21 protein-coding genes and 2 pseudogenes are annotated in these 24377 nt (G+C 60.0%); 14 read left to right on the top strand and 9 right to left on the bottom strand.

The window, feature by feature from the left end:
- Positions 1 to 224: 224 nt before the first annotated feature.
- The 3 genes from ACGFNP_RS11310 to ACGFNP_RS11300 form a co-directional block, all read right to left on the bottom strand.
- A complete protein-coding gene (locus tag ACGFNP_RS11310; RefSeq protein WP_393317316.1) occupies positions 225 to 848 on the bottom strand; it encodes a hypothetical protein in 624 nt (207 codons plus the stop codon).
- Positions 849 to 1446: 598 nt separating this feature from the next.
- Positions 1447 to 5487 (bottom strand): trypsin-like peptidase domain-containing protein, encoded by a 4041-nt coding sequence (locus ACGFNP_RS11305; protein WP_393319650.1) that lies wholly within the window; start codon positions 5485 to 5487, stop codon positions 1447 to 1449.
- 46 nt (positions 5488 to 5533) lie between these two features.
- Positions 5534 to 5917 (bottom strand): CU044_2847 family protein, encoded by a 384-nt coding sequence (locus ACGFNP_RS11300; protein ID WP_393317313.1) that lies wholly within the window; start codon positions 5915 to 5917, stop codon positions 5534 to 5536.
- 523 nt (positions 5918 to 6440) lie between these two features.
- On the opposite strand from ACGFNP_RS11300, the gene ACGFNP_RS11295 reads away from it, so the two are divergent.
- Complete coding sequence (locus ACGFNP_RS11295; protein ID WP_393317310.1) at positions 6441 to 6608, top strand: hypothetical protein; 168 nt, start codon at positions 6441 to 6443, stop codon at positions 6606 to 6608.
- Here ACGFNP_RS11295 and ACGFNP_RS11290 read toward each other — a convergent pair.
- Positions 6601 to 7029, bottom strand: coding sequence for an ATP-binding protein (locus ACGFNP_RS11290; protein ID WP_393317307.1), 429 nt, complete (start codon positions 7027 to 7029; stop codon positions 6601 to 6603). The two genes, ACGFNP_RS11295 and ACGFNP_RS11290, sit on opposite strands and share 8 nt — an antisense overlap.
- Positions 7030 to 7203: 174 nt before the next feature.
- On the opposite strand from ACGFNP_RS11290, the gene ACGFNP_RS11285 reads away from it, so the two are divergent.
- A complete protein-coding gene (locus tag ACGFNP_RS11285; protein ID WP_393317304.1) occupies positions 7204 to 7512 on the top strand; it encodes a putative quinol monooxygenase in 309 nt (102 codons plus the stop codon).
- Complete coding sequence (locus ACGFNP_RS11280) at positions 7509 to 8711, top strand: helix-turn-helix domain-containing protein (RefSeq protein ID WP_393317301.1); 1203 nt, start codon at positions 7509 to 7511, stop codon at positions 8709 to 8711. The genes ACGFNP_RS11285 and ACGFNP_RS11280 overlap by 4 nt, the downstream gene beginning before the upstream one ends.
- Before the next feature lie 1521 nt (positions 8712 to 10232).
- Here ACGFNP_RS11280 and ACGFNP_RS11275 read toward each other — a convergent pair.
- Complete coding sequence (locus ACGFNP_RS11275) at positions 10233 to 11645, bottom strand: hypothetical protein (RefSeq protein ID WP_393317298.1); 1413 nt, start codon at positions 11643 to 11645, stop codon at positions 10233 to 10235.
- 223 nt (positions 11646 to 11868) lie between these two features.
- Here ACGFNP_RS11275 and ACGFNP_RS11270 point away from each other — a divergent pair, with 223 nt between their 5' ends.
- On the top strand, positions 11869 to 12345 hold the full coding sequence (locus tag ACGFNP_RS11270) for a site-specific integrase (protein ID WP_393317295.1): 477 nt from the start codon (positions 11869 to 11871) through the stop codon (positions 12343 to 12345).
- A 41-nt stretch (positions 12346 to 12386) separates the two neighbouring features.
- Here the strand turns inward: ACGFNP_RS11270 and ACGFNP_RS11265 are convergent, their stop codons facing one another.
- Positions 12387 to 14285, bottom strand: coding sequence for an SIR2 family protein (locus ACGFNP_RS11265; protein WP_393317292.1), 1899 nt, complete (start codon positions 14283 to 14285; stop codon positions 12387 to 12389).
- A 339-nt stretch (positions 14286 to 14624) separates the two neighbouring features.
- Here ACGFNP_RS11265 and ACGFNP_RS11260 point away from each other — a divergent pair.
- The 7 genes and pseudogenes from ACGFNP_RS11260 to ACGFNP_RS11230 form a co-directional block, all read left to right on the top strand.
- A pseudogene (locus tag ACGFNP_RS11260) lies at positions 14625 to 14760 on the top strand (IS5/IS1182 family transposase); the annotation flags it as partial.
- Positions 14761 to 15276: 516 nt separating this feature from the next.
- A pseudogene (locus tag ACGFNP_RS11255) lies at positions 15277 to 15405 on the top strand (helix-turn-helix domain-containing protein); the annotation flags it as partial.
- 18 nt (positions 15406 to 15423) lie between these two features.
- Positions 15424 to 16284 carry a winged helix-turn-helix domain-containing protein gene (locus ACGFNP_RS11250; RefSeq protein ID WP_393319648.1) on the top strand — a complete coding sequence of 287 codons (861 nt, stop codon included), beginning with the start codon at positions 15424 to 15426 and terminating at the stop codon, positions 16282 to 16284.
- Between the two features lie 303 nt (positions 16285 to 16587).
- Positions 16588 to 17259, top strand: a complete 672-nt coding sequence (locus ACGFNP_RS11245; protein ID WP_393317289.1) for a hypothetical protein — start codon at positions 16588 to 16590, stop codon at positions 17257 to 17259.
- Between the two features lie 398 nt (positions 17260 to 17657).
- The gene (locus ACGFNP_RS11240) at positions 17658 to 18626 is read left to right on the top strand and encodes a hypothetical protein (RefSeq protein WP_393317286.1); all 969 of its coding nucleotides are present in this window, start codon (positions 17658 to 17660) and stop codon (positions 18624 to 18626) included.
- A gap of 243 nt (positions 18627 to 18869) precedes the next feature.
- A complete protein-coding gene (locus tag ACGFNP_RS11235) occupies positions 18870 to 19262 on the top strand; it encodes a methyltransferase domain-containing protein (protein WP_393317283.1) in 393 nt (130 codons plus the stop codon).
- 341 nt (positions 19263 to 19603) lie between these two features.
- Positions 19604 to 19999: a hypothetical protein gene (locus ACGFNP_RS11230; RefSeq protein ID WP_393317280.1), complete on the top strand. Its 396-nt coding sequence runs from the start codon at positions 19604 to 19606 to the stop codon at positions 19997 to 19999.
- 720 nt (positions 20000 to 20719) lie between these two features.
- Here ACGFNP_RS11230 and ACGFNP_RS11225 read toward each other — a convergent pair.
- A complete protein-coding gene (locus ACGFNP_RS11225; protein WP_393317277.1) occupies positions 20720 to 21454 on the bottom strand; it encodes an XRE family transcriptional regulator in 735 nt (244 codons plus the stop codon).
- Between the two features lie 155 nt (positions 21455 to 21609).
- On the opposite strand from ACGFNP_RS11225, the gene ACGFNP_RS11220 reads away from it, so the two are divergent.
- From ACGFNP_RS11220 to ACGFNP_RS11210, 3 genes are all read left to right on the top strand, one after another.
- Positions 21610 to 21963 (top strand): hypothetical protein, encoded by a 354-nt coding sequence (locus tag ACGFNP_RS11220; protein WP_393317274.1) that lies wholly within the window; start codon positions 21610 to 21612, stop codon positions 21961 to 21963.
- Positions 21947 to 22420 (top strand): GntR family transcriptional regulator, encoded by a 474-nt coding sequence (locus ACGFNP_RS11215; RefSeq protein WP_393317271.1) that lies wholly within the window; start codon positions 21947 to 21949, stop codon positions 22418 to 22420. The genes ACGFNP_RS11220 and ACGFNP_RS11215 overlap by 17 nt, the downstream gene beginning before the upstream one ends.
- A gap of 98 nt (positions 22421 to 22518) precedes the next feature.
- Entirely contained in the window at positions 22519 to 23085 is a 567-nt protein-coding gene (locus ACGFNP_RS11210; protein WP_393317268.1) for an HD domain-containing protein, read from the top strand.
- On the opposite strand, the gene ACGFNP_RS11205 is transcribed toward ACGFNP_RS11210, so the two are convergent.
- On the bottom strand, positions 23053 to 23529 hold the full coding sequence (locus tag ACGFNP_RS11205) for an NUDIX hydrolase (protein WP_393317265.1): 477 nt from the start codon (positions 23527 to 23529) through the stop codon (positions 23053 to 23055). The two genes, ACGFNP_RS11210 and ACGFNP_RS11205, sit on opposite strands and share 33 nt — an antisense overlap.
- A 3-nt stretch (positions 23530 to 23532) precedes the next feature.
- Positions 23533 to 24231 (bottom strand): helix-turn-helix domain-containing protein, encoded by a 699-nt coding sequence (locus ACGFNP_RS11200; protein ID WP_393317262.1) that lies wholly within the window; start codon positions 24229 to 24231, stop codon positions 23533 to 23535.
- Between the last annotated feature and the right edge of the window lie 146 nt (positions 24232 to 24377).

Below are 24377 nucleotides of genomic sequence, written 5' to 3'. Positions count from 1 at the left end.
TACCATCTGATCCGTAGAGAAGGGCAGGCCCACGTCGACGAGCTTCTCCCCTGCTCTGGCGGTAGATGCGGGTCGGTGTCGTGTGATCGCGTAAGGCGGTGTTGCTGTACAGCAGGCTGCATAGCGGGCTGACTGCTGTCGTCACCCCGTTCGCCGCGGGGACTCGGCTTTGCGGCTTCGGCGGACCCCTCCGGGTTCGATGGACAAAGTCGTCGAGTAGCTGTTTATGGGGACAGGATGCGGATCCGCGGGCGCCTCGGTCGTTCAACTGGAAGGCGAATCTCCCAATGGCCCAGCCGCTCTGTGTCCTCACTTGTGGGCCGACCGCAAGCACATGACCACGGGTTGCTCTCGTCAACACCCATCGGGGGCCAGAACTTGAACCGTAGTTCTTTAACGTGAGGCGCTTCCTGGTCAGCCGCCCAGTGCTCAATGTGGAGTTTGTACATCCGTTGCCCCAGCACCTGCAGGTCGAGCCCGCTGACAGGCACCATCGAGGTCCCGGTCCAGCCCACTACATGCGCGCGATAGTTACGGGGGGACGTAACGACGACATTGGCGAAAAGGCTCTTGTGGCCACTGATCGAGCCCTGCTCCAACGTCGTCTCGATCTCCCGCGGCAGGGCGGGGGCGAGCAGCTCGTGGCGGTCCTCGCGTTCATCTTGGCGCCGTTGGCTTTCGATCTGAGTGAGTTTGGCGGCCTCCTTGGCGGAGTCCTTCGAAGCGACAGCCGATGTCTCTGAGGCGTCGGCTGATCGTGCTGACGCCCGGTACGAGGCGTAAGCGATCACAATGGCGATCGTGCCGGTAACTCCAGCGACGGCAACAGCGACCCAGTCCACATCCACGGCCGTCATCGTAGGTCCAACAGCTTTAGTTCATCCAGGAAAGCCGGCCAGCCGTCAGGAAGTAGACCGTTGTTCGCGACGATCCTGGCCCAACTGATCTAGAGGCTTGGGAGAACCGAACCCTGGACCTCCCGCCTGCAAACGGGAGCCAGACACATGGCCGAGTGGTCTTCTTGTTGGACAAGCGGTAGATGGCGGGTGATGCCACGCGCTCAGGTGTGTTGGCGTTGCTGTACTCGGCTGCTTTACAGCAGTTCGGCAGACGACCAGCCGACTTATCCAGTGGCAAGGGGACCCGTACCGCAGGGCCGCCAGGCCTGAGGAACGGAAGCCCCGCGGCAGCCTCGCCTTCCGCATCTCAGGCGGTCGGACTCGCCTGCTGCTCACACTCCGCGAGGTCAGCGGTCACGGGTGCGCAAGCACGCGCTGGAGGTGACTGACGTTTGTCGTCAGTGCTGTCGCTCATGGCGCTCGATGGCAAATCCCAATGAAGGGAGTGCCAGGCAACCGATCGCCCCCGCATCCTACGGTGAGGATAGAAGTGGGCGATCGACACGGCCACCATTCCAAACATCTGAATAGATCTTCACCAAGATCTCTATCCAACGTCAGGTCGCAGCTTTCGGAAATCAGCACTTGGAAGGTACTGGCTCCACTCTTCGGCCGTAAGGTTTCTAGGAAGCAGCGCAAGTGCCTCATGGGCCGCCGCCTGTGGCATAACCCACCAGATACATGCAGTGCCGTCGAGGCTTGCTGTAGCAAGATGAGCACCGTCGGGACTGAAAGCGACGCAATTAACCTGATCGTCATGAATTGTATAGATGATGTCGGCACCCGTGCTAAGATCCCAGATCCGCGCCGCCCGGTCGCTACTCCCAGTAGCAAGATGGGTGCTGTCAGAGCTGAATGCGACCCCCCATACTTCGCTCGGATGCTCCAGCTGAACGATTTCAACCTCGGCATTCGCGTCCCAAACATGCACAACCTGATTACAAATAATGGCGAGCATGTTGCCGTCGGTACTGAATGTGAGCCCATTCACTGCATGCTCGTACGCAAGGTCGCTAATAACCAGACCCGTACTTAGGTCCCATATACGCACAGCGTGGTCACTGCCTCCTGTCGCGAGACGAGCACCATCGGAGCTGAAGGCAACTGCATTTACTTGTCCGCCGGGGATTAGACAGCTTATTTCCAAACCCGTTCCGGTCTCCCATAGCCGGACAGTGTCATCATTGCTTACCGTTGCGACACGCAGGCCATCTGGACTAAAACAAGCTTGCCAAACTGCCCCGTAGTGATCAAGCCGAGCATCTTCTATACCTGTAACTACGTTCCAAATGCGCGCAGTGGCATCATCACATGCAGTAAGGAGCTGGCTTCCGTCTGGGCTGAAGGCCACACTGTTTACTTCATCGCCATGGATCAAATCGGCTATGGCAGTACCCGTATTGGATTCCCAGATTCGGGCAGTGCCGTCACTGCAGGCGGTGGCCAGGTGGTTACCATCAGGACTGAAGGCGACGCCCCATACTAGGCCCGTATGCTTGAGGCGAGTAGAATCTGAGCAGCTATCCAGATTCCAGAGACGTGCGGTGTGGTCAGCACCAGCGGTAGCTAAATACGATCCATCAGGACTAAAGGTGACGCCAAGTGCAGCACCATCAAGTGCGATGCGCGTAGTTTCGAGCCCTGTAGCGAAATCCCAAATATGTACAATCGACCCACTTACCGTTGCGAGATAGGTGCCATTGGGGCTGAAATCTACATCAAACACTTTCTCCTCATGCAAGAAATTGACCAGTTCCACGCCGGTGCCGACCTGCCAAACGCGAACGACATGTTCGCTAAGAGTAGCAATACAACTCCCATCGGGGCTGAAGTAGGCGCGGAAGATCTCTTCACCATTACTGATCCGCACAATGCCTTGACCAGTGAGCGCGCTCCATATATGCAATATATGATTTGCTATGGTCGCGATGTGCTCGCCATCCTGACTAAACGCCACACCATGTATATCGCTGCCATGATCGTAGACGGCAGTAACACTTCCAGTGCCAGTATCCCAAACTCGTGCGGTATGGCCGCTGGCGGTGGCCAGACTAGTTCCGTCAGGACTAAATGCGACGTCTTTTACTTCATCTTCGTGGACGAACTGGCTTATCTCAATACCTGCACTGACGGCCCATATGCGCGCAGTGCGATCAGCTCCTGCAATGGCTAGCTTTGTCCCATCAGGGCTGAAGGAAAAATCATTCCATCCATCACTTCCATCCTGGCCTAGGCAGATAGTTAGGTTACCTGTATTTAGGTCCCAAATATTTGCAGCCCTACTGGTGAATGAAGCAAGATGATAGCCATCTGGGCTGAAAGCTACAGCATATACAGCGTCATCGTGCATGAGGCGAGAAGGACCTGTTCCTACGACGATCTCCCACTGTGGCTTGCCCGGGTCGGTACTGATCTTGATAAGATGTGTCCCATGGGGACTGAATACTATTTCGCGGATTAGCCCCTGCCATGCTGCACCACCCTCATGGGTTCCGAGCCCTCTCGTCGCCTGGCGTAGAGCCTGGTGTCCTTGCCAGGTGGGGAGCTGCAGAACTGAATGAATGGCGAGCACGATCGCTATTGTAGGATCGTTACGCTGTTCTCGCAGCATTATCTCGCTGCGGTGAGCTAAGCGGAGTGAAATCGCATGTCGCACGGTTAGATTTGGGCGTCGCTGCCCTGCCCTGGCTTCAATCCTGCTCGCGTTTATGAAATCATGCAACCCCAAAACATCTTCCGGATATTTGCGCGCCATCTGCATCGCTTGCGTCAATAACGGACCACGCAAGAGAAGTTCGGAATCTCTGTCGTATCGCTCCCAAACATCCCTTGCGACTATTGTACGCGCTTTCCATTCACTGAATACCTCGCTGGCGCTCAGCCAATCATGCAAACGCTGCCACGTGCGGAGCAGGGCCTCATGCGCGACTTCAACTATGTGATTCCCAGAACCATCGGTGGGTCTGCTGATGGCAAGGAGACGCTGGTCTCGAAGAAGCTCGACCGTAGACCAGTCGGCAGGGCGAAGGTCACCCTGCCGAGCCTGCCGTGCAATGTCCTTTCGAGTAGGCTGAACGAGCTCTGTAAAAATACGCCGCGCAGCATCATACTGAGCTGGGTTAAGATTGCCGACTACATCGTCTGCATAGCTAGCCAAAGTTGCCGCAACACCGCCAAGGTCGCGATACGCCTTCAGACTCAATACACGGCTATGCTGCAACTCCCACAGACGAGTGAGTGTGAATTCTAGCAATGGGAGCTCTGCTGGCTGCCCGCGGAAATGATCACAAATCAAATCGACGAGGCCATCGTCAAATTGAGTCGGCTTATTCCCTCCAACTACCTCGGCTGGGCGGATAATGGCTCGTTTGAGCTGATAATCAGTCATCGGGCGTAGAGCGTGAGCGGTTGCCTGTATGTAAGAACCCAGTGGGTCGTCAGCTGCACACAGTTCACCGAAGAAATCCGTTCGGATAGTGATGGCAACCTGCAAACCATCGGGACAGTCGTGAACAAGCGCTTGAAGGAGGTTCAGCAAGGATGCCTGACGATCAAGTGCGACACAATCAGTAAATAGCTGCTCAAACTGATCCGCAACGATCAGGAGCCTCGGCGCGCCGGTTGCTGCTGTAATTATCTCGTAAGCGCCTGCCATGCCGCCGTGATGCAGAACCTCCGTCCATCTGTCGAGCTCAGACAGAGAGGCCGTTGCATTATGTCTAGTTAGGCCTGCCAATGAGCCGGCAAGATTTAATATCGGGTGACTTCCCGGCTTGAATGTTGCCACTGCGAGGCCGTCGTGCGATTGAAGGGCAGGGACAAGACCTGCGGCGATTACTGAGGACTTCCCTGAGCCTGATGGGCCGAACACAGTAATAACGGGTTCGCTTTGTGCGGCCCCAATAAGTTGCTCGGTGAACTCTTCGCGTCCAAAGAAATGCTCCGTATCGTCCGCGGTGAACGCCGCCAGCCCTTTATATGGGCAGGGAGGTGGGCGGTACAGTACATCGGGCCATGCCTCAACAAGCAGGTCGCCGTCGATTACATAAATATCAATTGCGTCGGAATTAGTTGGCACCGCCTGAATAATTCCGACGACCTGCCCCGTGGTCTTTTCCCAGACAGGGCCGCCACTAAAACCAGGCCCTGCACGGAATACTCCGTCGAGCTCTTGATTAACCTGAAGACGAGCCCGATCAGTCCTCCCCAGCGACTCGCCAGTAACGTGACCTTCCCGTTGACCTCCCCGCACAGTCTTGATTCCGGGCCCCCAGAACTGCACTCTTCGGAGCGTCTCTCCGGCTTGCTGCCTAGAGGCGAGGGTTGCTGGTTCTGCACCTGAAGGCAATTGCTCATCAAGCCGTAGTCCCGCAACATCTAGGATCTCGAACGGAACGTCCTCGCGCGGCAGCCATGACTCAACTCGGGCACGCCGCACAATCCGATCACCCACCTCACCAGCAAACGGAAATTCGACTTGTAGCCAAGGCTGGCCTGGCGATGACCTATCCCGTGCCTCACGCTTTAAAGCGGCGTTAACGACATGCGCACACGTGACTAGATGTCGGCTACCCGCGATAAAGCCCATGCCTATCGGCGCGTCCGCAGGTCCCAGAACCTGCACGATGGAGGTCTCAGGGCTGGTCGTCTGAGTCATCTTCAGCTTCTCCCTGTTGGGAGTTCTCCTCCTTCGGGCGCTTTGACCACGTTACTGATACCGTCAGCGACGCTTCGGTTTTCCCTTTGGCGAAGATTAGTCCCGTCTCTCCACCGAATTTCAACCCGAATCCTACTGTGATCTCCTCTGGAGCCTGAGCAGCGTCCCGTAGACGGGTTACGATCATCTTCAAGGCAGGCTCGACATTGTCGAACGCCTGAGAAAGGCTCGTTGAGACCTTAGCAATGCGGCCCTCGCCCGAGACCAGCTCGACATCATCCAGGTCAACCGCATCTACGTCAGCAACGATGAACTGACCCGATCCGTCATCCAACGACATACGCATCAACATTGACGACATGGCACGCTCCACTGGCAGGGGACCGACATCCCAGAACCTAATCAGATCATCGAGCCTTCGCGCTATACCTTCTGAGGTGGGATGAAGGATGCAGACCTGGCCGTTATGCCCGAATCGGGCAAAAACGTCCACGCCAGCTCGAGAAATATATGAACGCAGAGTTAGCCTTGCGCTCCCGGAAGTTGAGAACCCGGTACATGGTTGCGTAGGTACGTGGAGCGTGGGCGGCGCTGGTCGCGACCGGCCGAAGAGCCGCAGCGCGGCCAGCGACCGCCCGACGCACGGCAGGTCGCCGCAGGCGGGCTGCCCTTGAAAACCGTAGAGAAAGTTCTCATCCAGAGTCGAGCGCGTCTTGGATGATCTTGATTGTGCCTAGTGTCCTAGACAGTTCCTGGCTGGCTGAGCGGACTACCTGGCCTATCGCACGCGCCCGGACAGTAGCGCCCGCCAGATGTCTCTTCCCTCGCGTGTATTCATGCGGTGGGTTTCATGGGTGGTGGGGCTGTTGAGGTGTGTGCGCTTGATGAAGGTCTGGCCGCCGGCGGCGCACAGCTCATATACGACCTCGTCGCAGTCGCAGGTCCAGGCGATCACCCGGCACCGCGGGTCGTTGCGTGGCTTCATCCAGATCAATGGGGTGCAGTTCGGCTCCGGCGGCGGCACATGGGGAGCCAGGCGCGATGTCACCTGACAGGCGGGGCTGGTGCGAAGGCCAGGAGCGCCCAGACCGTCCGACCGTATTCGTCGCCGTAGACGCCCCAGCGTGTCGTCAGTTCCTCGACGAGGTGAAGGCCACGACCGGTTTGCTCGGATTCGGCAGCTTGCCGGATGTGCGGGCCCGTCGGGCCGCCATCGTCCAGGACGGCGAGGATCAGCAGTTCACCGCCCGCGTGGATGGTCACCCCGAAATTGCCGCCGACCTGGCCGCTGCGCGTGTGGCGGATGGCGTTGGTGGCCAGTTCGGAGACGATGAGTGCGGCTGTGTCGGCTTCGGGGCGGTCGGCCAGGTAGCTGGTGACGAAGCGGCGGGCTTCGCGTATCTGGCTCCTGGTGCCTGGGAAGTTGCGGCACCACCGGTGGATCTCTTTGTGGCTTTTCAAGGCTGTTGTCACGTCGGCTTACCTCACGTTCGTGCAGGTCAAAGCCCTGCCAACTGCTATCAGTACTTAAAGTACTGGTGCTATACTTCTAGTACAAGCGACTTGATGTACTTGCGCCGCACAATAAGTACTGGTCAGGTAAAGAGCAGAGATCCAGTTAGAGGCGGCGGCCCGAGGAGGGTGCACATGTTCGGACTCATGGTGCGATTCACCTGCAAGGACGAGACGAGCGCCGCGGCGTTCGACGAGCTCGTCGGTGAGACAATCGAGGCGATCCGCAAGCACGAGCCGGGAACGCTCGTGTACGCCTCACACCGGGTGGACGGCCAGCCGCTCCAGCGGATCTTCTACGAGCTGTACCGAGACCGTTCAGCCTTCGACGCCCACGAGCAGACCGAGCACACCAAGCGGTTCCTGGGGGCTCGCGAAGCGCTGCTGGCCTCGGTCGAGGTCGACTGGCTGGAACTACAGAGCGGGAAGGGCACGGCGTCGTGAGCACCGAGTACCAGCGAGCGTTGGGCAGACGCATCGCCCAGGAGCGCAAGCGACGAGGCCTGTCTCAGGTGGAACTGGCCCGGCTGGTGGACCGATCGGTGGCATGGATCTCCCAGGTGGAGCGCGGCGTACGCAAAGTCGATCGGATGTCAGTCCTGGAGAAGGTCGCCGAGACGCTCGATGTGCCGCTCTCAGAGCTGGCCGCCGAAGCTCCCGTGGTCGCCGCCACCAACGACGAGGTACCCGGTACGGCCGGGCTGCGCCTCGTGCTGTCGGGCGCTCACTCGCTCCAGGCCATGTTGCACGCCACCCCTGTGCCTGCCACCAAGCAGCTCAAGCCGCGGGTGGATCACGCGTGGGAGCTGACCCACGAAGCCCGCTACGACGAACTGGCCGACCTGCTTCGCGGCCTGGTGCCCATCCTGGAGAACGCCGTCCGCTCGGCCCCGCCCGAGCGCCAGGCCGAGTTGTTCGAGCTGTTGGCGGTCACGTATCAGGCGTGCTCGGCGTCGTTGGCGAAGCTGGGTGAGCCTGAAGCGGCATGGATCGCCGCCGACCGGGCCATCAGCGCGGCCGAGCGTGCGGGTGATCCGTTGATGATGGCGGCCGGCGCTTTCCGGCTCGGCTTCGTCTTCCTCGGAGCGCGCCACTTCGACCAGGTGGAGGAGACCGCCCGCACCGCCGCCGACGCCCTGTGGTTCCTCACCGATCAGGGTAAGCCCGAAGCGATGTCGCTGTGGGGCAGCCTGACCCTGCAACGCGCCGTGGCCGCCTCCCGGCTGAACCAGGCCGACACCGCGTACGGGCACCTCGCGCGAGCTCGCGAGATGGCCGAGCGGGTCGGTGACGGGCACAACGACTACAACACCGAGTTCGGACCGGCCAACGTCGCCCTCCACGAGGTGGCCGTCGCGGTCGAGCTGGGCGACGCCGGACACGCGCTGCGGGTAGGAACCGCAGTGGACACCTCGACGCTGTCGAGTGAGCGCAAGGCTCGGCTGTACGTCGACCTCGCTCGCGCGCATGCACAGCGACGCCAGGTCGACGAGGCGGTGGCCGTACTCCTGGAGGCCGAGTCCATTACGCCGGAGCAGATCCGCAACCATCGCGTGGTCCGCCAGTTGGCGTCTGACCTGCTGTCCATGCAGGATCCTGCCTCGCCTGACCTGCGTGGGCTGGCCGATCGGGTGGGCGCGTAGAAAAAAATGTGACTTCGCACCTGCCGTCCATTCATTGGCGGGTCTAGGGTCAAGCAAGGTCTTCGCAGGCGGAGCCTGCTTGGGGAGGGCGTCCGAGCGGAGCGAGGTCCTCCAGGGGCCGGGGCTTCGGCCCGGCTGGAGGCAACGCCTGAGCCCTGAAAGCGCGTAGCGCCCAGAAAGCGAAGCCCGTTGTGCGCCGCAGGCGCCCCCAGAAGGACGCCCGGAGCGAAGCGGAGGCCCTCTGTGGCGGGGCGGGCATCAGACGGCCAACCACCGAATCGGGTTACGGGTGGGTACGAGAAAGGCCCCCCAGGATGATCCCGGAGGGCCTTCCAGCGTGTGTGCGGCCGGAGGTACTCGAAACCCCAACCTTCTGATCCGTAGGAAAGGGCGAGCGTCTCGTCAGCGACACTTCTGCGTGCTCAGGCGGTAGATGCGGCTCGGTGGCGTGTGATCGTGCGAGGTGGTGTTGCTGTACAGCGCTGCTGTACCCAGAACTTCATCGCTCGGCAAACTTCAACGACAACAACCTCGGCGCACAGCGCTGTGCCGGGTGAACCGGCTCACGAGGTCGCCATCGTAGATCACCGAGGCATCCTACTGGGATATCTTGACTAAGCGAACGGGCCTGTCAACCACAGACAGTTCAGCGCGGCTGACGATTTGGTCGTAGCACATGCGCCAAGCATCAAAGTTGTCGGAATAGGTGTCGGTGCATACCTTTCGCGCCGTTTCCACCCAATCACGCATATCACTTTCAGCCCCGCTGGAAGTGGATTCCGCCGTGCCGCTCGTAGGGGTAACAGCGACGCCAACTGGAGCTGGATCATCTTTGAAAGATCCGACTACATCGGTAGTCATCGAAACCACAGCGACGGCCCAGGTCACAAGAGCTAGCAGGGCATGCTGTTCTTTCGTAAGGTGAAGACCTCCGCGAGCGGGCTGTCGATGTTGCCCTCGTGACATGAGTAGATCATACGGCACTTGCATAGATAGGCTACAAACTCGTCGGAAACGCATTTCCGACGACATTCGAGCCATAACCCCGAACCTCTCAGCGGCCAAGGAAGGAGGACCGCGGCAACCCGCCACCCTAATCAGACAAGACCGAGCCCATCGATCGTCCCCGGCCGCAGCCGAACACATTATTACGAGTGAGAACGTGATCGTCCACAGCCGTCCTCTTGTGCCTCGACATGCAGGTCACAGGCCTCTATCGCGCGATCCCAGTGCACCTACGTCCGTGATCGTCCAAGGTCGTTGTTAGCGACAGCGTTAGCGAGATCGGCCAGCGCCAAATGTTTCCGCTGGCACGGCAGTCACCTCAGCCATGGTCACCCGATGGCGGGACCCGACGAAGGAGGGGCCTGACGGCGATCGCCCCGACCACGAACGGCGTGCACCGAAGTACGCGATCGTCACGGCGTCAGCCAATCGCCCCCCGGATTACGGCGACGATCACTATCGGGGCGCCGCTCGGATACGGCCTGCTCGTCATGTTCAAGGAGTGAGGCCCCCGGTTCATAGAGCGGCTCGAAATTGCTCATACGGAGCCGCGATGACGGACCCCCGTTCGCTCGCCGAGAGCAACGCGCGGTCGCATGACATGGCTATGTCGATCTCCGGCCCGAGGACGATCCGGCGGGTGATCGCCTCACGAAGCAACCTGCGCATGCTCTCAGCTAGCGCCTCAGTGGTGCCGCTATCACTGGGCGCGTCTCCGTGCGCGAGCAGGGACCGCACTCGATACCCGCTCTTGACGAACTCTTCGATTTGAAGCCGGTGCTCGTCATCGTGGCCCACCAAGACGGCCGCCCGCTGGGCGACACGGCGGGTGAGATCGCCGTCCCTCTCCCCGGCTGAGGTCAGCAGGTGCTCGAGGGCGGCCACGCACCAAAGCACCACTTCCCCAGACCGCCTGCGGAAGACGACAGTGCCGTCGTAGCCGATGCATGGATTGAGCGACAGCAATCGCTGTGCACTCCGCTGAAGACGGTGAAAGGGATGCCCTTTCTGATGCGCCATTCTCCTTCGGGGCAACCACCCGTCCAAATGGTCGGACAGAAGCGCTAGGAATCTGAGCAAGCTAGCCAACTTGGCGCCCGATGCCCAAAAGGGGCCGAACGCCACAATCTCGTGTTCATCGCCTGGGCCGCCGATAATGGTGGTGGTCAGCCTTTCCCCTCTGACCATCTCCATAAAACGCCCCGGCTCCACCTCGTACTCCGACACCACGGAGACCGGATCATCGCAGAAGAGATTAAGCAGAAGCAGCGGCGGCCAGGCGGCGATGCTCAATTCCGGCCCAAATATCTCGTCCATGATAAAAGCTGGGAGTAGACGGGTGACATGACTTCTCGGGTTCGCCTCCGCGTCGATGCGAGAAAGCATGCTGCAAGTGCCCTCGAACAACAGGGGATCCCATCCCGAGGACGGCGCATATGCCATAGCCGCCTGAACCGGACGCACCGAATCGAGCTCTTCCCGCGTCGGACGCCAAAGCTGCCACCCGGCCACCTCCACAGGCTCGGCGAGATCAAGATTGGCGTTGATCACCACATGCCGCTGGATAGGAATCGAAGGCCCCGCCAAGAACGCCATGACCTGGCCGCATAGATCATCGGGCACCGATCGCCGGCTACGAAGCACCCCCACTACGCCAAGGTAATGCAGCGCGTCCCCATCCAGCGCCCTCCCCCAGTGAACGCTCACAGGCCTTCGTTGTCGTCCAGTCAGAGACCGACGAAGGTACCTGTTCCGCTCGGCGACGTCCGCGGCGACCGCATTAACCTCCTGAACGACCGACCACGCAGCCACCTGGCCCGTCGCCTGCCGGTCGGGCAAATCGCTCAGTCGATCACTCTGCTCGCATATCTTCGCGAACAGCTCCTGAAGCTTGGCGGCCAGCACGACCTCGGGCGCCACGGGGCTCATACCCCGACCGTAACTCTACGCAGACGATCCCGCCCTCCTTTTAGACGCCCGGGCCTTCATGCCGCAACTGCTCGCTCAGCGAGTGCTGCAAGGGCTACCCGTCCCGCAGCACCATCGCGGGCATCCGTCGCGTCCTGCGCTCCGCCCTCGGCCATGCCCTACGGGAGGAACTGATCTCCAAGAACGTAGCGTCGCTGACCACACTGCCGAGCGCCAGCACGCGGTGTGGACGGTCGACGAGGCTCGCAAGTTCCTCGAACACCTACGAGAGGTCGACGACCCCCTCTATGCGGCCTACGTACTCATCCTCGTTCTGGGCCTGCGCCGCGGGGAAGTCCTCGGCCTGGCCTGGGACTGCGTAGACCTTGGCGGCGAACAGCTCTGGATCTCCCGTCAGCTCACCAGAGTCGGCGGCCGGCTTCTCCACCGCAAGACGACCAAGACCGACGACTCGACGGCATCCCTCCCCCTGTCCGGCCTCTGCGTCTCGGCGCTCCGGCACCGTCAGCGCGTCCAGGAAGAGGCATGCAAGGCAGCCGGCGACAGGTGGAAGCCTTCGGACCTGGCGTTCACCACTCGAACCGGCACGCCGATCGAACCGAGGAACTTCAACCGCGCCTTCGAAGGGGGGCGAATTCCTCCGTACGCTTACTGCGAGATGCTCGTCGCGTTCATACCTTGGTGCGCGACCAGAGCGTAGAGGCGCCCGACCCAAGCACCGGAGGCAGCACAGCAGTATGATTATGCCACACTGAGCTGCTCTAGCATTTCTACGAACTCTGGTTCGTCACGTATTCTGTCAAAGGTGACATCAGCTTCGATGGCGGATTTTTTTGCCTCTGCGTCTCGCGGGTCATGCATCCACCAGTCAATTACTCTTTCGACTGCTCTGTTAATAGGATCCTTTAGCGCAGAGAGGCACGCAAGATCGAACAAGGTGCCGGGATGATTCGGACGCCTAGAGAGGGAATCCGCAAGGGACCGCTCAGCGTCCCGATACAGGGCATCGGCAGCTTCTGGATCCCTCTCCGAAATCATCAACGCGCGTTCTCCGCTGACTAGCCCCAGGTTGTGAAGTATCACAGGGTCTTCCGGATTTAGATCGAGCGCATGACGGAGGCGCCGCTCTGCGTCTACGTACAGGGCTTCGGCAGCGCTTGCATCCCTGCGGGAAACCAATCTAGCACGCTCACCGATGGCCACCCCGAGCTTGAGTAGGGCATCTCTGTGATCCGGATCGAGGGTGAGCGCCCGCAAGAGGTAATTCTCGGCGTCCTCGAGTTCACGTTCAGCTTGCTCTCTATTCTTCGCGCGCTGGAGCCCGAAGATAGCAAGGCTAGACTCAGCCAGATCCATACAGTCCACCAAATCGTATGCCGAGCTTGGGGATGCAATCAGTTGGCGCAATAGCTCTCTGAAATGCTGGGCATCGTTCAGCTTACCCGTTGAAACGGTAGCGCGAATGGCGTTTCGCAATGCTGATCGAAGAATCCCTGGATCTTCTCTATCTTCAGCCCATGATTCAAATGCCGCGTCGATCTCAGGCCGATCCCTACCGAAACCGGCCATCAGCAAATCCATACCCGCAGATCGTTCTTGATCTCGATACCACTTATCTATCTGCTTTGACAGAAGGCCAATAATCTCGACAACGGGATCGTTAAATCTAGCTGGATCATCATCAGCCATGGGACGACTCCAGGCAGGATAGGGTTCTGTTATGACACGCTCAAGCTGTGTGCGCAGAAATTGCTGGGGCGGCAATTTTAGTGGTTCGATAGTTGGCAGCCGGAGTCCTTCCGTTACTAGAAGAGCCATAAAGCTGTCGGCTTCGTATCCTTCAACAAGTTTAAACTTTTCACACTTCCTGGCCAACTGTAGAGCGTTTCCCGTTATCGGAGCGTATTCATGGGTGACCCAAAAGATCGTAGAACCCTTGGCCTTATCCAGCGCAGTGAGGGCTCGGATGACTCGATCACTCTTTCCGCTATAACCAACAACTAGGAGATTGGATCCAGACAAGGCATCGTTCCACAGTTCTTTGTAGCGCCTGTCCAATCCCGCGCCTTCGCGTCGCGTGTTGACCAGATGAAGCAATGGTTCTTGACCATGGAGGTGCACAATCGTGCCATAGGCAAAGGCGCGATTCGCTGTATGGTCGATTGGCGGGTAGGTGCTTGCGGTGGCAAGATCGAAGGTGCGTACTGGCTCGCCAACTAGCGCGTAGGCGTCAGCGATCAGATGGTCGAAGTTAGTGGTGAGACTAAGGCGGATATATCCGGCCTGTTGAAGCCATGCAAGGGCCAAATGTGCCCAATTTAGCTTGCTCCGCCCATTGTTCATGCCCGCAGCGACGGCCTCACGGACTATGATGGCACGCCTATCTCGATCAAGTCTATCCATATACTGTTCGTACGTGCTTGGAGCATTTGACGAAGGGTCTGGCGTCCATTTGTCAATATAAGGAGCGTAGTTCGCGCGTATTAGACGCACTATTTCTGCAGAGGAGAGTACTCCGGCGGAGGATGAACAACCGGCACCAAAGAGCACTGTAAGGGGAGGCTTGGAGTATTCTTCCTTGTCAGCCTGGAGCATGCGCACTATTTCTTCGAGTGAGATTTTTTGGGGCACGAAAGCCATACCTGCCTCCATCATTAAATGTATTGGCGTTCGGGCTTCAATAAACCTTTGCCATAGATGAGCTCCATGGATCTTGAAGTAGAAACTCCTTGCAACTGTAACACCTAGAGGATTCGGACTCAATGGCGCCAACGCTTACCATGACTAACATTGATAGCCTTTGGGTCGCCGAGGGTCATTTCTATATATCGCCTAACGGAGGCGGTGGCCATAGGCGTCTAGCGAATACCTCGCATTTAGCTCACTGTTAATTTAGATACACCTAGACTAATGGGCGGCTGGATAAACCCTCCCGCGGCCAATAAATGCATATATCGTTATTGATATACTAATATGACCACCGCTGTACGCACCGCAGGCCTGATCGCGTCCCTGACCGCTGCCGGCGTTAAGGCCTTCGCCGACAAGGGATACCAGGCGCAGGGGCACCATTCGCACCCCGTTCAAGCGCCATCGGCACAGGCCACCGCTCACTGGTAGCCCTATACGTTGAGTTGTCCAGCCGCTTGAAAGCGTGATCCATAGGACCCGACTATTGCTCAGAGCCTTATCGGAGCATCGCTGTTTGAAGATCTGGCTGGCGGAGGATCTCGACGATGCCTGATGCTGGGCTGAAAAGCAAAATGGCGTGGGGGCTGTGCGCCTGGCGCAGCATAGATTGGCAGACGTCGGCGAGAGGCTGGTCTTGGACACGACGGACGGGGGTCGCCGTAACTGCTCGTCTGCGACGAAATCAGCTCTTGCCCAGTCCCTTAAGAGGTTCTGATAACGATACGCAGCGTCAGCGCGGCCACGAGCCAGGAGTTCGTTGTTGAGGTCGCAGACCTCAGCCGGGGTAGCTGACTTGATGGGCCGCAACGGCACGGCTACACAGGTCGAATGCGTAGTGTATTCGGGTCGCGACGGATAGCGCTCGGTGTGGTACGACCGTGGTATGCGGTGTGGGCAGAGGGGTGGGTACACGCCTGCCTAGCAGGAACGGCGCGAGCGTGTACGGCTGCAGGCGGCCGAGTGGTTCGAGGCCAGGGAGTCGACCAAGACGGTCGCCGCGCGATTACGGGTGCACGAGCGGTCGGTGACGCGCTGGCGTAAGGCCTGGTTGGAGGGTGGGACGCAGGCGTTGCGCTCCAAAGGGCCGGTGTCGAAGGAGAAACTGTCGGCCCGGCAATGGGCGCGGCTGGAGGCCGAGCTGCGACGCGGACCGCTGGCCTGGGGATACGTCGAGGATCAGTGCTGGACGCTGGGCCGGGTCAAGACGCTGATCGGGCGGCTGTTTCACATCGGCTACACCACCGAGGGCGTGGGCAAGCTGTTACACGGCCATGGCTGGTCGGTGCCGGTGCCGGTTCGGCGGGCGATGGAGCGGGATGAGGAGGCTATTGCGGCGTGGAAGGCCGAGCATCTGGCCTCCTGGGCACGGTTCGCGCCAGGGGTCAAGCAATCCGCCGGACGCAAGAAGGGCCACAGCGCGACCGGCCACGGCAACCCCTACCTGGCCCGCATCCTGGGCGAAACAGCGGTGATAGCGGGCAGGACCAACACCTTCCTCGGCGAACGCTACGGGCGCATCGCCCGGCGCCGCGGCGAGAAACGCGCCATCGTCGCGGTCGGCCGCTCCATCCTCACCATCATCTGGCACCTGCCGGGCTGCGGTGAGTGTGTCTTCTTCTTCGACAACCACGCGGTTCTGCCGAGCTCCGACACGCTTGCCCGGCTCGTCGCCGAGGCTCGCCGGCATGGAGTATCGTCACGATGGGTAAGTAACGAAACACGAAGGGTCAGGATGGGGTCCTGCGCCTTCTTCAAGTTGAGGGGAGTATCAGGCTTCGTTTGGATCTCATGCACTCACGATTCAACGTCGAAGCAACGAGAGGCCAAGCAATCGGTCTATTTTGACTTTTCTAGTAGCGGGGAAAGGTGGGCTTTGAAGCGCCACTGTTGGGCGGATGACTTTGGTATTCTCCTCAAGCTCTCAAGCCATCGTTCACGTGCAACGTAAATCACTCAACGTTGCCCAAAACAAAGGAAAATCAAGAAATGCCACACACCCACAAGGCAGGCACGCCGGCGGCTATAGAGCTCGTCGAGCGCATTATCAGTCAGGCCGATGAGCGAACGGCGAGTATTGGCTCGTTTACGGAGTTGCAGCAATACGCAAAGGAAAATGGCTACGACTTGCAAACGCACGAACTCCGGGACGCCTTCAAGTCCGTGACGGACAGGTACCTTGAGGAGCAAGGGGTCCCGGCTTGGATCAGAGCGCGCCTGCCTGCCGCAATTCACGACTAAGCCGAGTCAATCCATGCTCGAACTGACCACAAATTATGACTGGACGCCGTCGGTCGCTCGCCGCCTTCGTGTGATTGACGAGTTCTACGTGGACGCTGCCTCCGTACGCGAGTTCGGGCTTCGCTGCCAATTCGAGCGTCATCTAAGCGGCAGTGGAGTAGCAAGCAATTCACTGCAGCGTCATCCCGATGCCAAAACGACGTACTTTCGGCTCGCCCACATCATCTCGAGCCAAAAGCAACCCGACTGGGATAGTGTCGAGTCCTCCTTTCGTTTCTGGGGTATTCCGTCCTCGGGTGCATATGCTCTTTCGCTTGAAGGCGATCGTGACACGGTGCACTTCCATCGACGCACAGGTCGGTGGGCCGGAGTATGCTACCTCTCAACGCCCGAGATTTGCAACGGACGAAAGGGAGTAATCTTCTATCGGCACCGAGAGACGCAGCTTGAGTCGTTTGTAGGTGCTGATTCAAACACTATTTCGATGCTTCGTAGCCAGGGGGCAGATCCATCGAAGTGGGAAGAGATCGGCTATGTGCCAATGCAGTTCAATCGCGTTGCCTTGTTTGATGCTCGTCACTTTCACGCCGCCTCCCCTGGATTTGGCACCTCAACAGCTTCTGGCCGTTTGACGCAGCTATTTGGAATCGATTTCCTTGAGGATCTCTCAGAGCGACCATCTTGACTGCCACATTAACACTTCAGCTCATCGGGTCGGGACTCCTACTGCACGAGGCTGTGTATCTTTCCGCGCGTGGGTTTGCCTACATCACAGATGGATTGGCGCCTGTCCTCGGTTTGCGACTCTCAGGAATCTGTCACGCGCTCGTACACGCCCTACTTGCTAGCGCTTCTGTTGCACTGATTGCTGCGCCTTCGACAGCAAGTGCCGCTATCGCATTTGCTGTGCTGTCTGTACACAGCGCTAGTTTTCCGAGGAGACTTCCAAACCATATCGTGCTTGCGTGCTTCATCCTAGGGGCATATGCGAGCTCGGCATGCATTTCTAACGCCGAAAGTCGGATTGCTTTCGTCGCAACAGTGTGCCGCGTCGCCGTTGTTCTGGTGTACTGTTTTGCAGGGGTGCACAAGCTCAACCGTGACTTCTTTGACCCCATGCTTAGTTGCGGCGTCGGGCTGCCCGTGCATTATCTTTTGCAGAAGGGAGCCGAACTCGAGCGAATTCCCAAATCCCTCCGAAAAGCCCCCTATGCTATAGTAGTGGCTGAAATAGGCATCCCCATTCTGCTCACGAATTCCGATACCCAACGTGTTGCGATCGTAGCTGCCATGCTTCTCCATTATGCCTTTGGCATTCTGGCGCACGTGCACTTTTCAATGATGATGATCGCTGCTCTCGTCTCATTCCGTCCGGAGCTGTCTTCGATGGACCTATGGCTCTGCCTGCGATCTCATTATCTACTTCTGCTCCTTGGGATGGTAATGGGGTGGGTACTAGGGAACCATGTTCCTTATCGCTGGCGTGCCCTTGCAATTGCCAACCACATGAGCTTCTCTGGAGTCTGGTTGGTTCTCTTCTGGATGATCATCGCGGCCAATGCTAGCAATCCATTTCTTGTTAACGGTGCCGCTCCGATAAGCGGCCTTGCCATCTTTACCGCACTGTTCGCGATGAACGGACTAGCGCCATATTTCGGTCTAAAAACCGAATTCAGCTTTGCAATGTTTAGCAACCTGCGTCTCGACCGATGGACACACTGGTTGTTCAGACGGCCGCGATCGCGTTTCCAGCCTAGGTACTTGAGGGTTATCCGAGCGGAGTCGAACAATGTGAGAATCGACCCGGGGGAACTTTCAAGCGAACTCGCTGGTTTTGATCGAAACCTGTATGCCATCGGGTTCCTATGCGCGTGTATTCAGGCCTCAAACCGATCTCGCGTAGGCAGTGTTCTCTGGGTTGAAGATGGCCGTAAATGCGGAAAAGCTTTTTTGATCTCTAATTCAACCTACTGTACCCTACCTTTTCACGAACGGTTGTCTGTGTTCCCGATAAGCCTACCCATCGCCGCAGAGGAACCGGTTTGTGAGTAGCCGTCAGAAGTCAGGCCTATGCATTCACAAGACCGCTGGCCGTGGATTCACGCAGGCAGCATCCGTTTACGACAGAGGAAGGCCAGAGTATCCGGCCGACCTAGTACTGCGTCTGGTCGAGATCCTTCGCTTAGGTGCCCAGCCCGTACTAGTTGATCTTGGAGCCGGCACCGGGGAAGCTGACCACCCTACTCACTCCATTCGCAGGAAGAGTAATCGCGGTCGAACCAGTGGCGGGAATGCTTGCGCTGCTTAATACAGCGCCCATCGCGACGACAAGTTTATATCTTGGCGGCGGCTGCAGAGGCAGTCCCTCTTCCTACGAGCTCGGTCTATGCCGTGACTGCGGGACAGTCGTTGCACTGGTTTCGGGGCCGACAAGCACAAGCAGAGATCCACAGCACACTTCGCCCTCAGGGGTCGCTTGCTCTAGTATGGAATGTCAGGGACGACTTGGCGGAATGGATTCGAGAACTGAATAGCCTAATTGACCGACATGCGGGTAACGCTCCAAGGTATGCTAATAGCACATGGCCTTCCGCCTTTCGACGGGCACCATTCGAGCCATTGCGCCATGAACAGTTTCGCCATGTGCAACGTGAGTATCTGGATGGCCTATTGGGCCGTGTTGCCTAAACCAGCTTCATTTCAGAGTTGAATGAACAGGTGCGGGCTTCCGTTCTATTGGAAGTGACTAAGATCATAGGAAGTTGGCTTCCCGGAGTGCTCAAGTTTGACATTCCGCACCGCGCCCACCTGTACTGGACGCGAGTTAGGAAATCCAGCAAGAAATGACTGTTTACGCATGCTATTCGGTGTGGAATTCGGCTCGGTCGCTGGAGAAGTCCGTTAATTCGATCGGCCCGTTTGTCGATCATGTTGTTATCGTCGACGGTCTAGTGCCTGAGATCGCGCAAAAACGTTCGTGCTTCTTGCGGCATTGTTTTTCCTGGTCTCTAAGCTCTACCGACGGAACGATGGAGCTGATCGAGCGCCTGGGAAGACTCTATAGAGTCACCTACATTCCAGCGCAGGTGTGGCTCACTGAAGTTCACAAGAGGAATTCGTATTTGATAGGCCGCGACGGAGATTGGTATTGCGTAATTGATGGTGATGAACTGGTGGTAGGCGATGTACGACGAGGGCTTGACGCCGTTGTTGCGCGTAACAGCATGTCGGCATCAGTGGCTCGATCACACGAGCATATTGGCATCAATACGCCACTCTGGGTGACCAAGCTCTATCGCCATCAAGAGGGCCTGCACTACTGCAGATCTGACACTACAGTTCTCGGCTCCAACGATTCAGATGTTAGGATAGACGGTTATAAAGTTACAGAATTCCGTGTGTGTGGAGTTCCCGGCCTTGAATAATCGACGTTGTCTCTTTCCGCCTTGATCAGAGGCGACCCGGGATGGCTTGACCGCTCGGTATACCTGACGAAGATCGCCTACGACAGATCCACGGAAATGGCAGAGCCACAAACAGCGACAAGAGGTGTTAAACGACAGCAACGGTTTGCACCCATCAGCGGCCCGCGGCGGCGCGGCACGTACTGGCCGTGAGGAGTCGTCCCGGCCGGCACCAGCCACGCCGCTTCCCTGACTGACGAAGCTGTCGCCTTTCGTCGGGAGTTGGCCGAACGCCGCCCCGACCGCTACCGTTCAGCCTTGGCCGAGTCCCTGAGCAGCCTCGGTGTCCTGTTCTCGGAGCAACTTTGTGGCTTGCGGTAGCGAGCGCGCGGGCGGCGCTAGTGGTGGCTGGCCGAGGAGCCATAGTGCGCTTAGCGGAGACAGCAACCTCGTCAACCGTTGGCAAGCGGACCCGAAGCGCAGGGCCGCCAGGCCCGAGCACCGTAAGCCGCGCGGCAGTCGATCGCCTCGACCACGTCTATTGAGTACCGAAGTGAGCGATCGTCACGGCGTTGACTGGGGACTTGTGCCAGCCTTCCGGGCGTGCGGGCGGTGCGTGCCCGGACCGGCCGAAGAGCCGCAGCCGGGCACGCTTGCCGACCGGCGCGCCCGGCGGGCCGCGTAGCGGACCGCCTTTAATGACGTGTAGATAAGTTGCTTTCTGTGCTGTCCACAGGTGGCTTAGGGCAAATGGCAGTAGGTCTCGGCGGTGGTCCAGATGTGTTCAAAGCTGGTGAGGTAGGTGGCTGCCGGTCCTCGGTCGTCGGTGTGGCGAAGGTGCATGACGGGTGCGTTGGCGGCTGCTGTGCCATAGGCGTGGGCGTTGATGAGAAGCTGATCGTCCGCGCGGTAGATGGAGTTGTAGAGCACTGTGCGGTGAAGCCGAATCTCGACACCTTGAACACCATGCAGCACCCGGTACAGCGTGAGCGCATTCTTGACCCTGGCTGCCATCACCACGGCCCCGATTCCTTCGTCGGCTCCACGTGTGGCCACTTCTGGTCCTTCGGGGTCGCCCAGGAGGATGCGGACCTTGACGCCGACTTGGGCGCGGACGGTGAGAATGTCGAGGAGTCCGCGGTCTTCGGCGAGGAAGAGCGCGCTGTAGGCAAGGATGCCGATCTCCTCGTTGGCTCCGTTGAAGAGGTTCCGCCAGACGGTCTGAGGGATGGCCCAGCGGTGGGGGTAGATCGCTTGAACGCCGTTGGCGAGTGCTTGGTGACGTGGTGCGATCTCGGGCCAGAGGTCAGCTTCGTCGACGTGGAGGAGGTCGGCGACGGCCCAGCGGTGGCGTGGGTAGGGGATGCGGCCTTGGAGCCATCGGCTGACGGTCTTGGGGTCGACGGCCAGTGCGGCGGCGACGTCGGTGGTGTTGAGCCGGGCGGTGGCCAGTGCGTAGCGGAGGTTTTCGTTCATGGGACCGGCTTGCTCCTCTCGCAAGATGACCCTGCTCTGCGACGTTAACATCAGACGTCCCTAGACGTCCCCGAGTTGCGGTGTTCCCGCCCCCGGCTGCGGGGCGAATCTCGACGCACACGACGAACTCCGTACGGACGTCAGGGAGGACGAGGGTGCAGACGAGCAAGACCATCAAGGAGCAGCAGCGGGCCTACGCGGAGCGGCTCCTGACCGCGCTGGGCGAACAGCTCACCAGCCGGGGTGTCACGACCGTGCTCATCCTCGCGGAGGACGGGCGGCCGGCCTTGGATGTGACCGACGGCCGGTGCCGGATGCGGCGGGTGTTCGTGCACCTGCCGTTCTGCTGGTTCTACTGGGGCGACCAGGACGACGAGCGGGTGTCGTTCCTGCAGATGGCTGGCGCCGTGGACCGGATCGAGAGGGCTGTTCGGGAGGGGTGGCGTGAGGGAGAGCAGGGTGACCTGAGCGTCGATCTGAACAAGATCCTCGATGCCTACCGCGGCTGACACGATGTCCAGGGGGCGATGGCTGACCGGTGGTCGGGTCTACCCGCAGATCGCCGACCGGTTGCGGGAGCGGATCCGGTCGGGCGAGTTCGGGCCGGGCAGTGTGCTGCCGTCAGAGGCGGAGTTGTGCCGGACGTTCGGGGTGGCGCGTAACACGGCACGGCGTGCCTTGGCGATCCTGGAGGACGAAGGGCTGTTGGTCACCGTCCCGTCCAAGGGCCGCGTGGTGCCTGGGGAGAGTACGGCGGTCCCGTACCGCTATCAGGTGATCGCCGGAGAGTTGCGCGAGCAGATCGAACGCGGTGACCTCGCCCCCGGTGCCGCGCTGCCCAGCGAGGCCGAGCTACGGCGACGCTTCGCGGCCTCGCGCAACACGGTGCGGCAGGCGCTGTCCGTCCTGGAACGCGAAGGGCTGATCGTGGCCGAGCACGGGCGTGGGCGCTTCGTCCGGCTCTGATTCGTCCGGCTCCGAAACGCGAGAGTGGGAAGACGTCCCGGGACGTCTAGGCTCGCCCTCTGGATTCCCGCACGTGCTTGATGCCTATCGTGAACGACGTGGGACATATCGAGTGGGCGTACGGCCTGGCCAAAGACCTACTGCAGACGGCGTTGCCCCGGCGCTGGGCGCATACCCAGGCAGTCGCCGAGCAGGCCGAGACCCTGACGCCGATTCTCGGCGCGGACACCGACACCCTGATCGCCGCCTGTCTGCTGCATGACATCGGCTACGCCCCGGACCTGGTCGACACCGGCATGCATCAGCTCGACGGCGCCCGCTACCTGCGTGATGTGGCCGGGGCCGACGACCGGCTGAGCCGCCTGGTGGCCTACCACTCATGCGCGGACAACGAGGCGCGGCAACGTGACCTGTTCGATGTCCTGGCCAAGGAGTTCGACCAGGAACGGCCTGACCTGGTCAGGGCGCTGACCTACTGCGACATGACCACTGACCCGGACGGCCGGCACCTGGATGTACGCGACCGGCTGGCGGAGATCCACGCCCGCTATGGGGCCGACCATGTGGTGAGCCGGTCGATCACCGCCGCCACCCCGTGCATCGTGTCGTCGGTCCGCGCGGTGGAGGCTGCGCTATCCGATGTGGGGCAGGCCGGTGCCGGATAGGTAGTGCTCGATCCGCATGCGCATCGAGGCTGCCATCGGCAACGATGCGACCTCATCGCGGGGCACCCACCGCACCTCACGAGATTCCGTGCTTGGGGTCGGGGAGCCGGAGATCGCGCGGCCGGTCAGGACGATGGAGAACTCCTGGCGGGCCTCGCCGTTGGAGGTGTAGAGGATCACGTGTCCGGGATCGGTGTAGGTGCCGACCAGGCCGGTGATCTCACACCTGATGCCGGTCTCCTCCAGCGTCTCGCGTACCGCGGCCTGAGGCAGCGACTCGCCCAGGTCGATCGCCCCACCCGGCACGGCCCAGTTGTCGTTGTCCGACCGCTGGATCATCAACACCTCGCCGCGCTCGTTGGTGACGATGACGTTCACCGACGGGACCAGGCTGTTGGCCGCGGGCGCGTCGGGGTCGTGGTGGAAGTCGATCCGCCGGGCCATGTTTCAGGACTCTACCGGCCTGGCCTGCGCCCACACCTTGTCGTAGCTTTCGGCGTAGGTCGCCACCATGTCCCCTCCGGCCACCCGGCGCAGATGCAGGACCGGCGCGTTGCCGGCGCGGGTGCCGTACACGTGCGTGTTGATCAGATACTCGTCGTCGGCGCGGTAGATCGAGTTGTACAGCACCGTGTGGTGCAACCTGATCTCGACGTTGTTCAGGCCGGTGATCGGCCGGTAGAAGACCAGAGCGCTGCGGATCTGCGCGGCCATGCTCTCCCCCACGCCCTCGTCGCTCCCCCGCTGCGCCACCTCGGCGCTGTCGGGATCACCGAGCAGAACGCGCACCTTCACCCCGGCGCGCGCCTTGTCGGCGAACAGCCGCACCATGCCCCCGTCATCGGCGAGGAACAAGCCGCTGTAGACCAGAACCCCGATCTCTTCGGACGCTGCCGAGAACAGTCGTCCCCAGATGTCCCGGGGAACGGCCCAGCGGTGCGGATAGATCGCGATGACCTCACTGCCCGACGCCGCGGCGACCTGCTCACGCGTCAGCGCGTCCGGCCACAGGTACGCCTCGTCTACGCCCAGGTACGAAGCCGCAGCAAACCGGTGCTTTCGGTACGGCTCACGGCCCTTGGTGACCCACCGCTCGACGGTCTTGGGGTCGACCTCGATCGCCTCGGCCAGATCACCGATGCTCACGCCCTTCTGAAGAAGGGCCGCACGTAGCCGTTCGTTCGCCATCTCACCCGCTCCGAGGGACGTCCGGGGACCTGGCCATCGTAGGCCGGACGTCTTGAACATGTCCCGTCGTGTAGTGATCTCGTCCTGACTCTCCGTCGCATTCT

This window comes from Nonomuraea sp. NPDC049269 (assembly GCF_043197155.1).
In the GTDB taxonomy this organism is placed as follows: Bacteria; Actinomycetota; Actinomycetes; order Streptosporangiales; family Streptosporangiaceae; genus Nonomuraea.
Note: the sequence above shows the minus strand (reverse complement) of the source record. Positions and strands in the feature narration are given on the sequence as shown.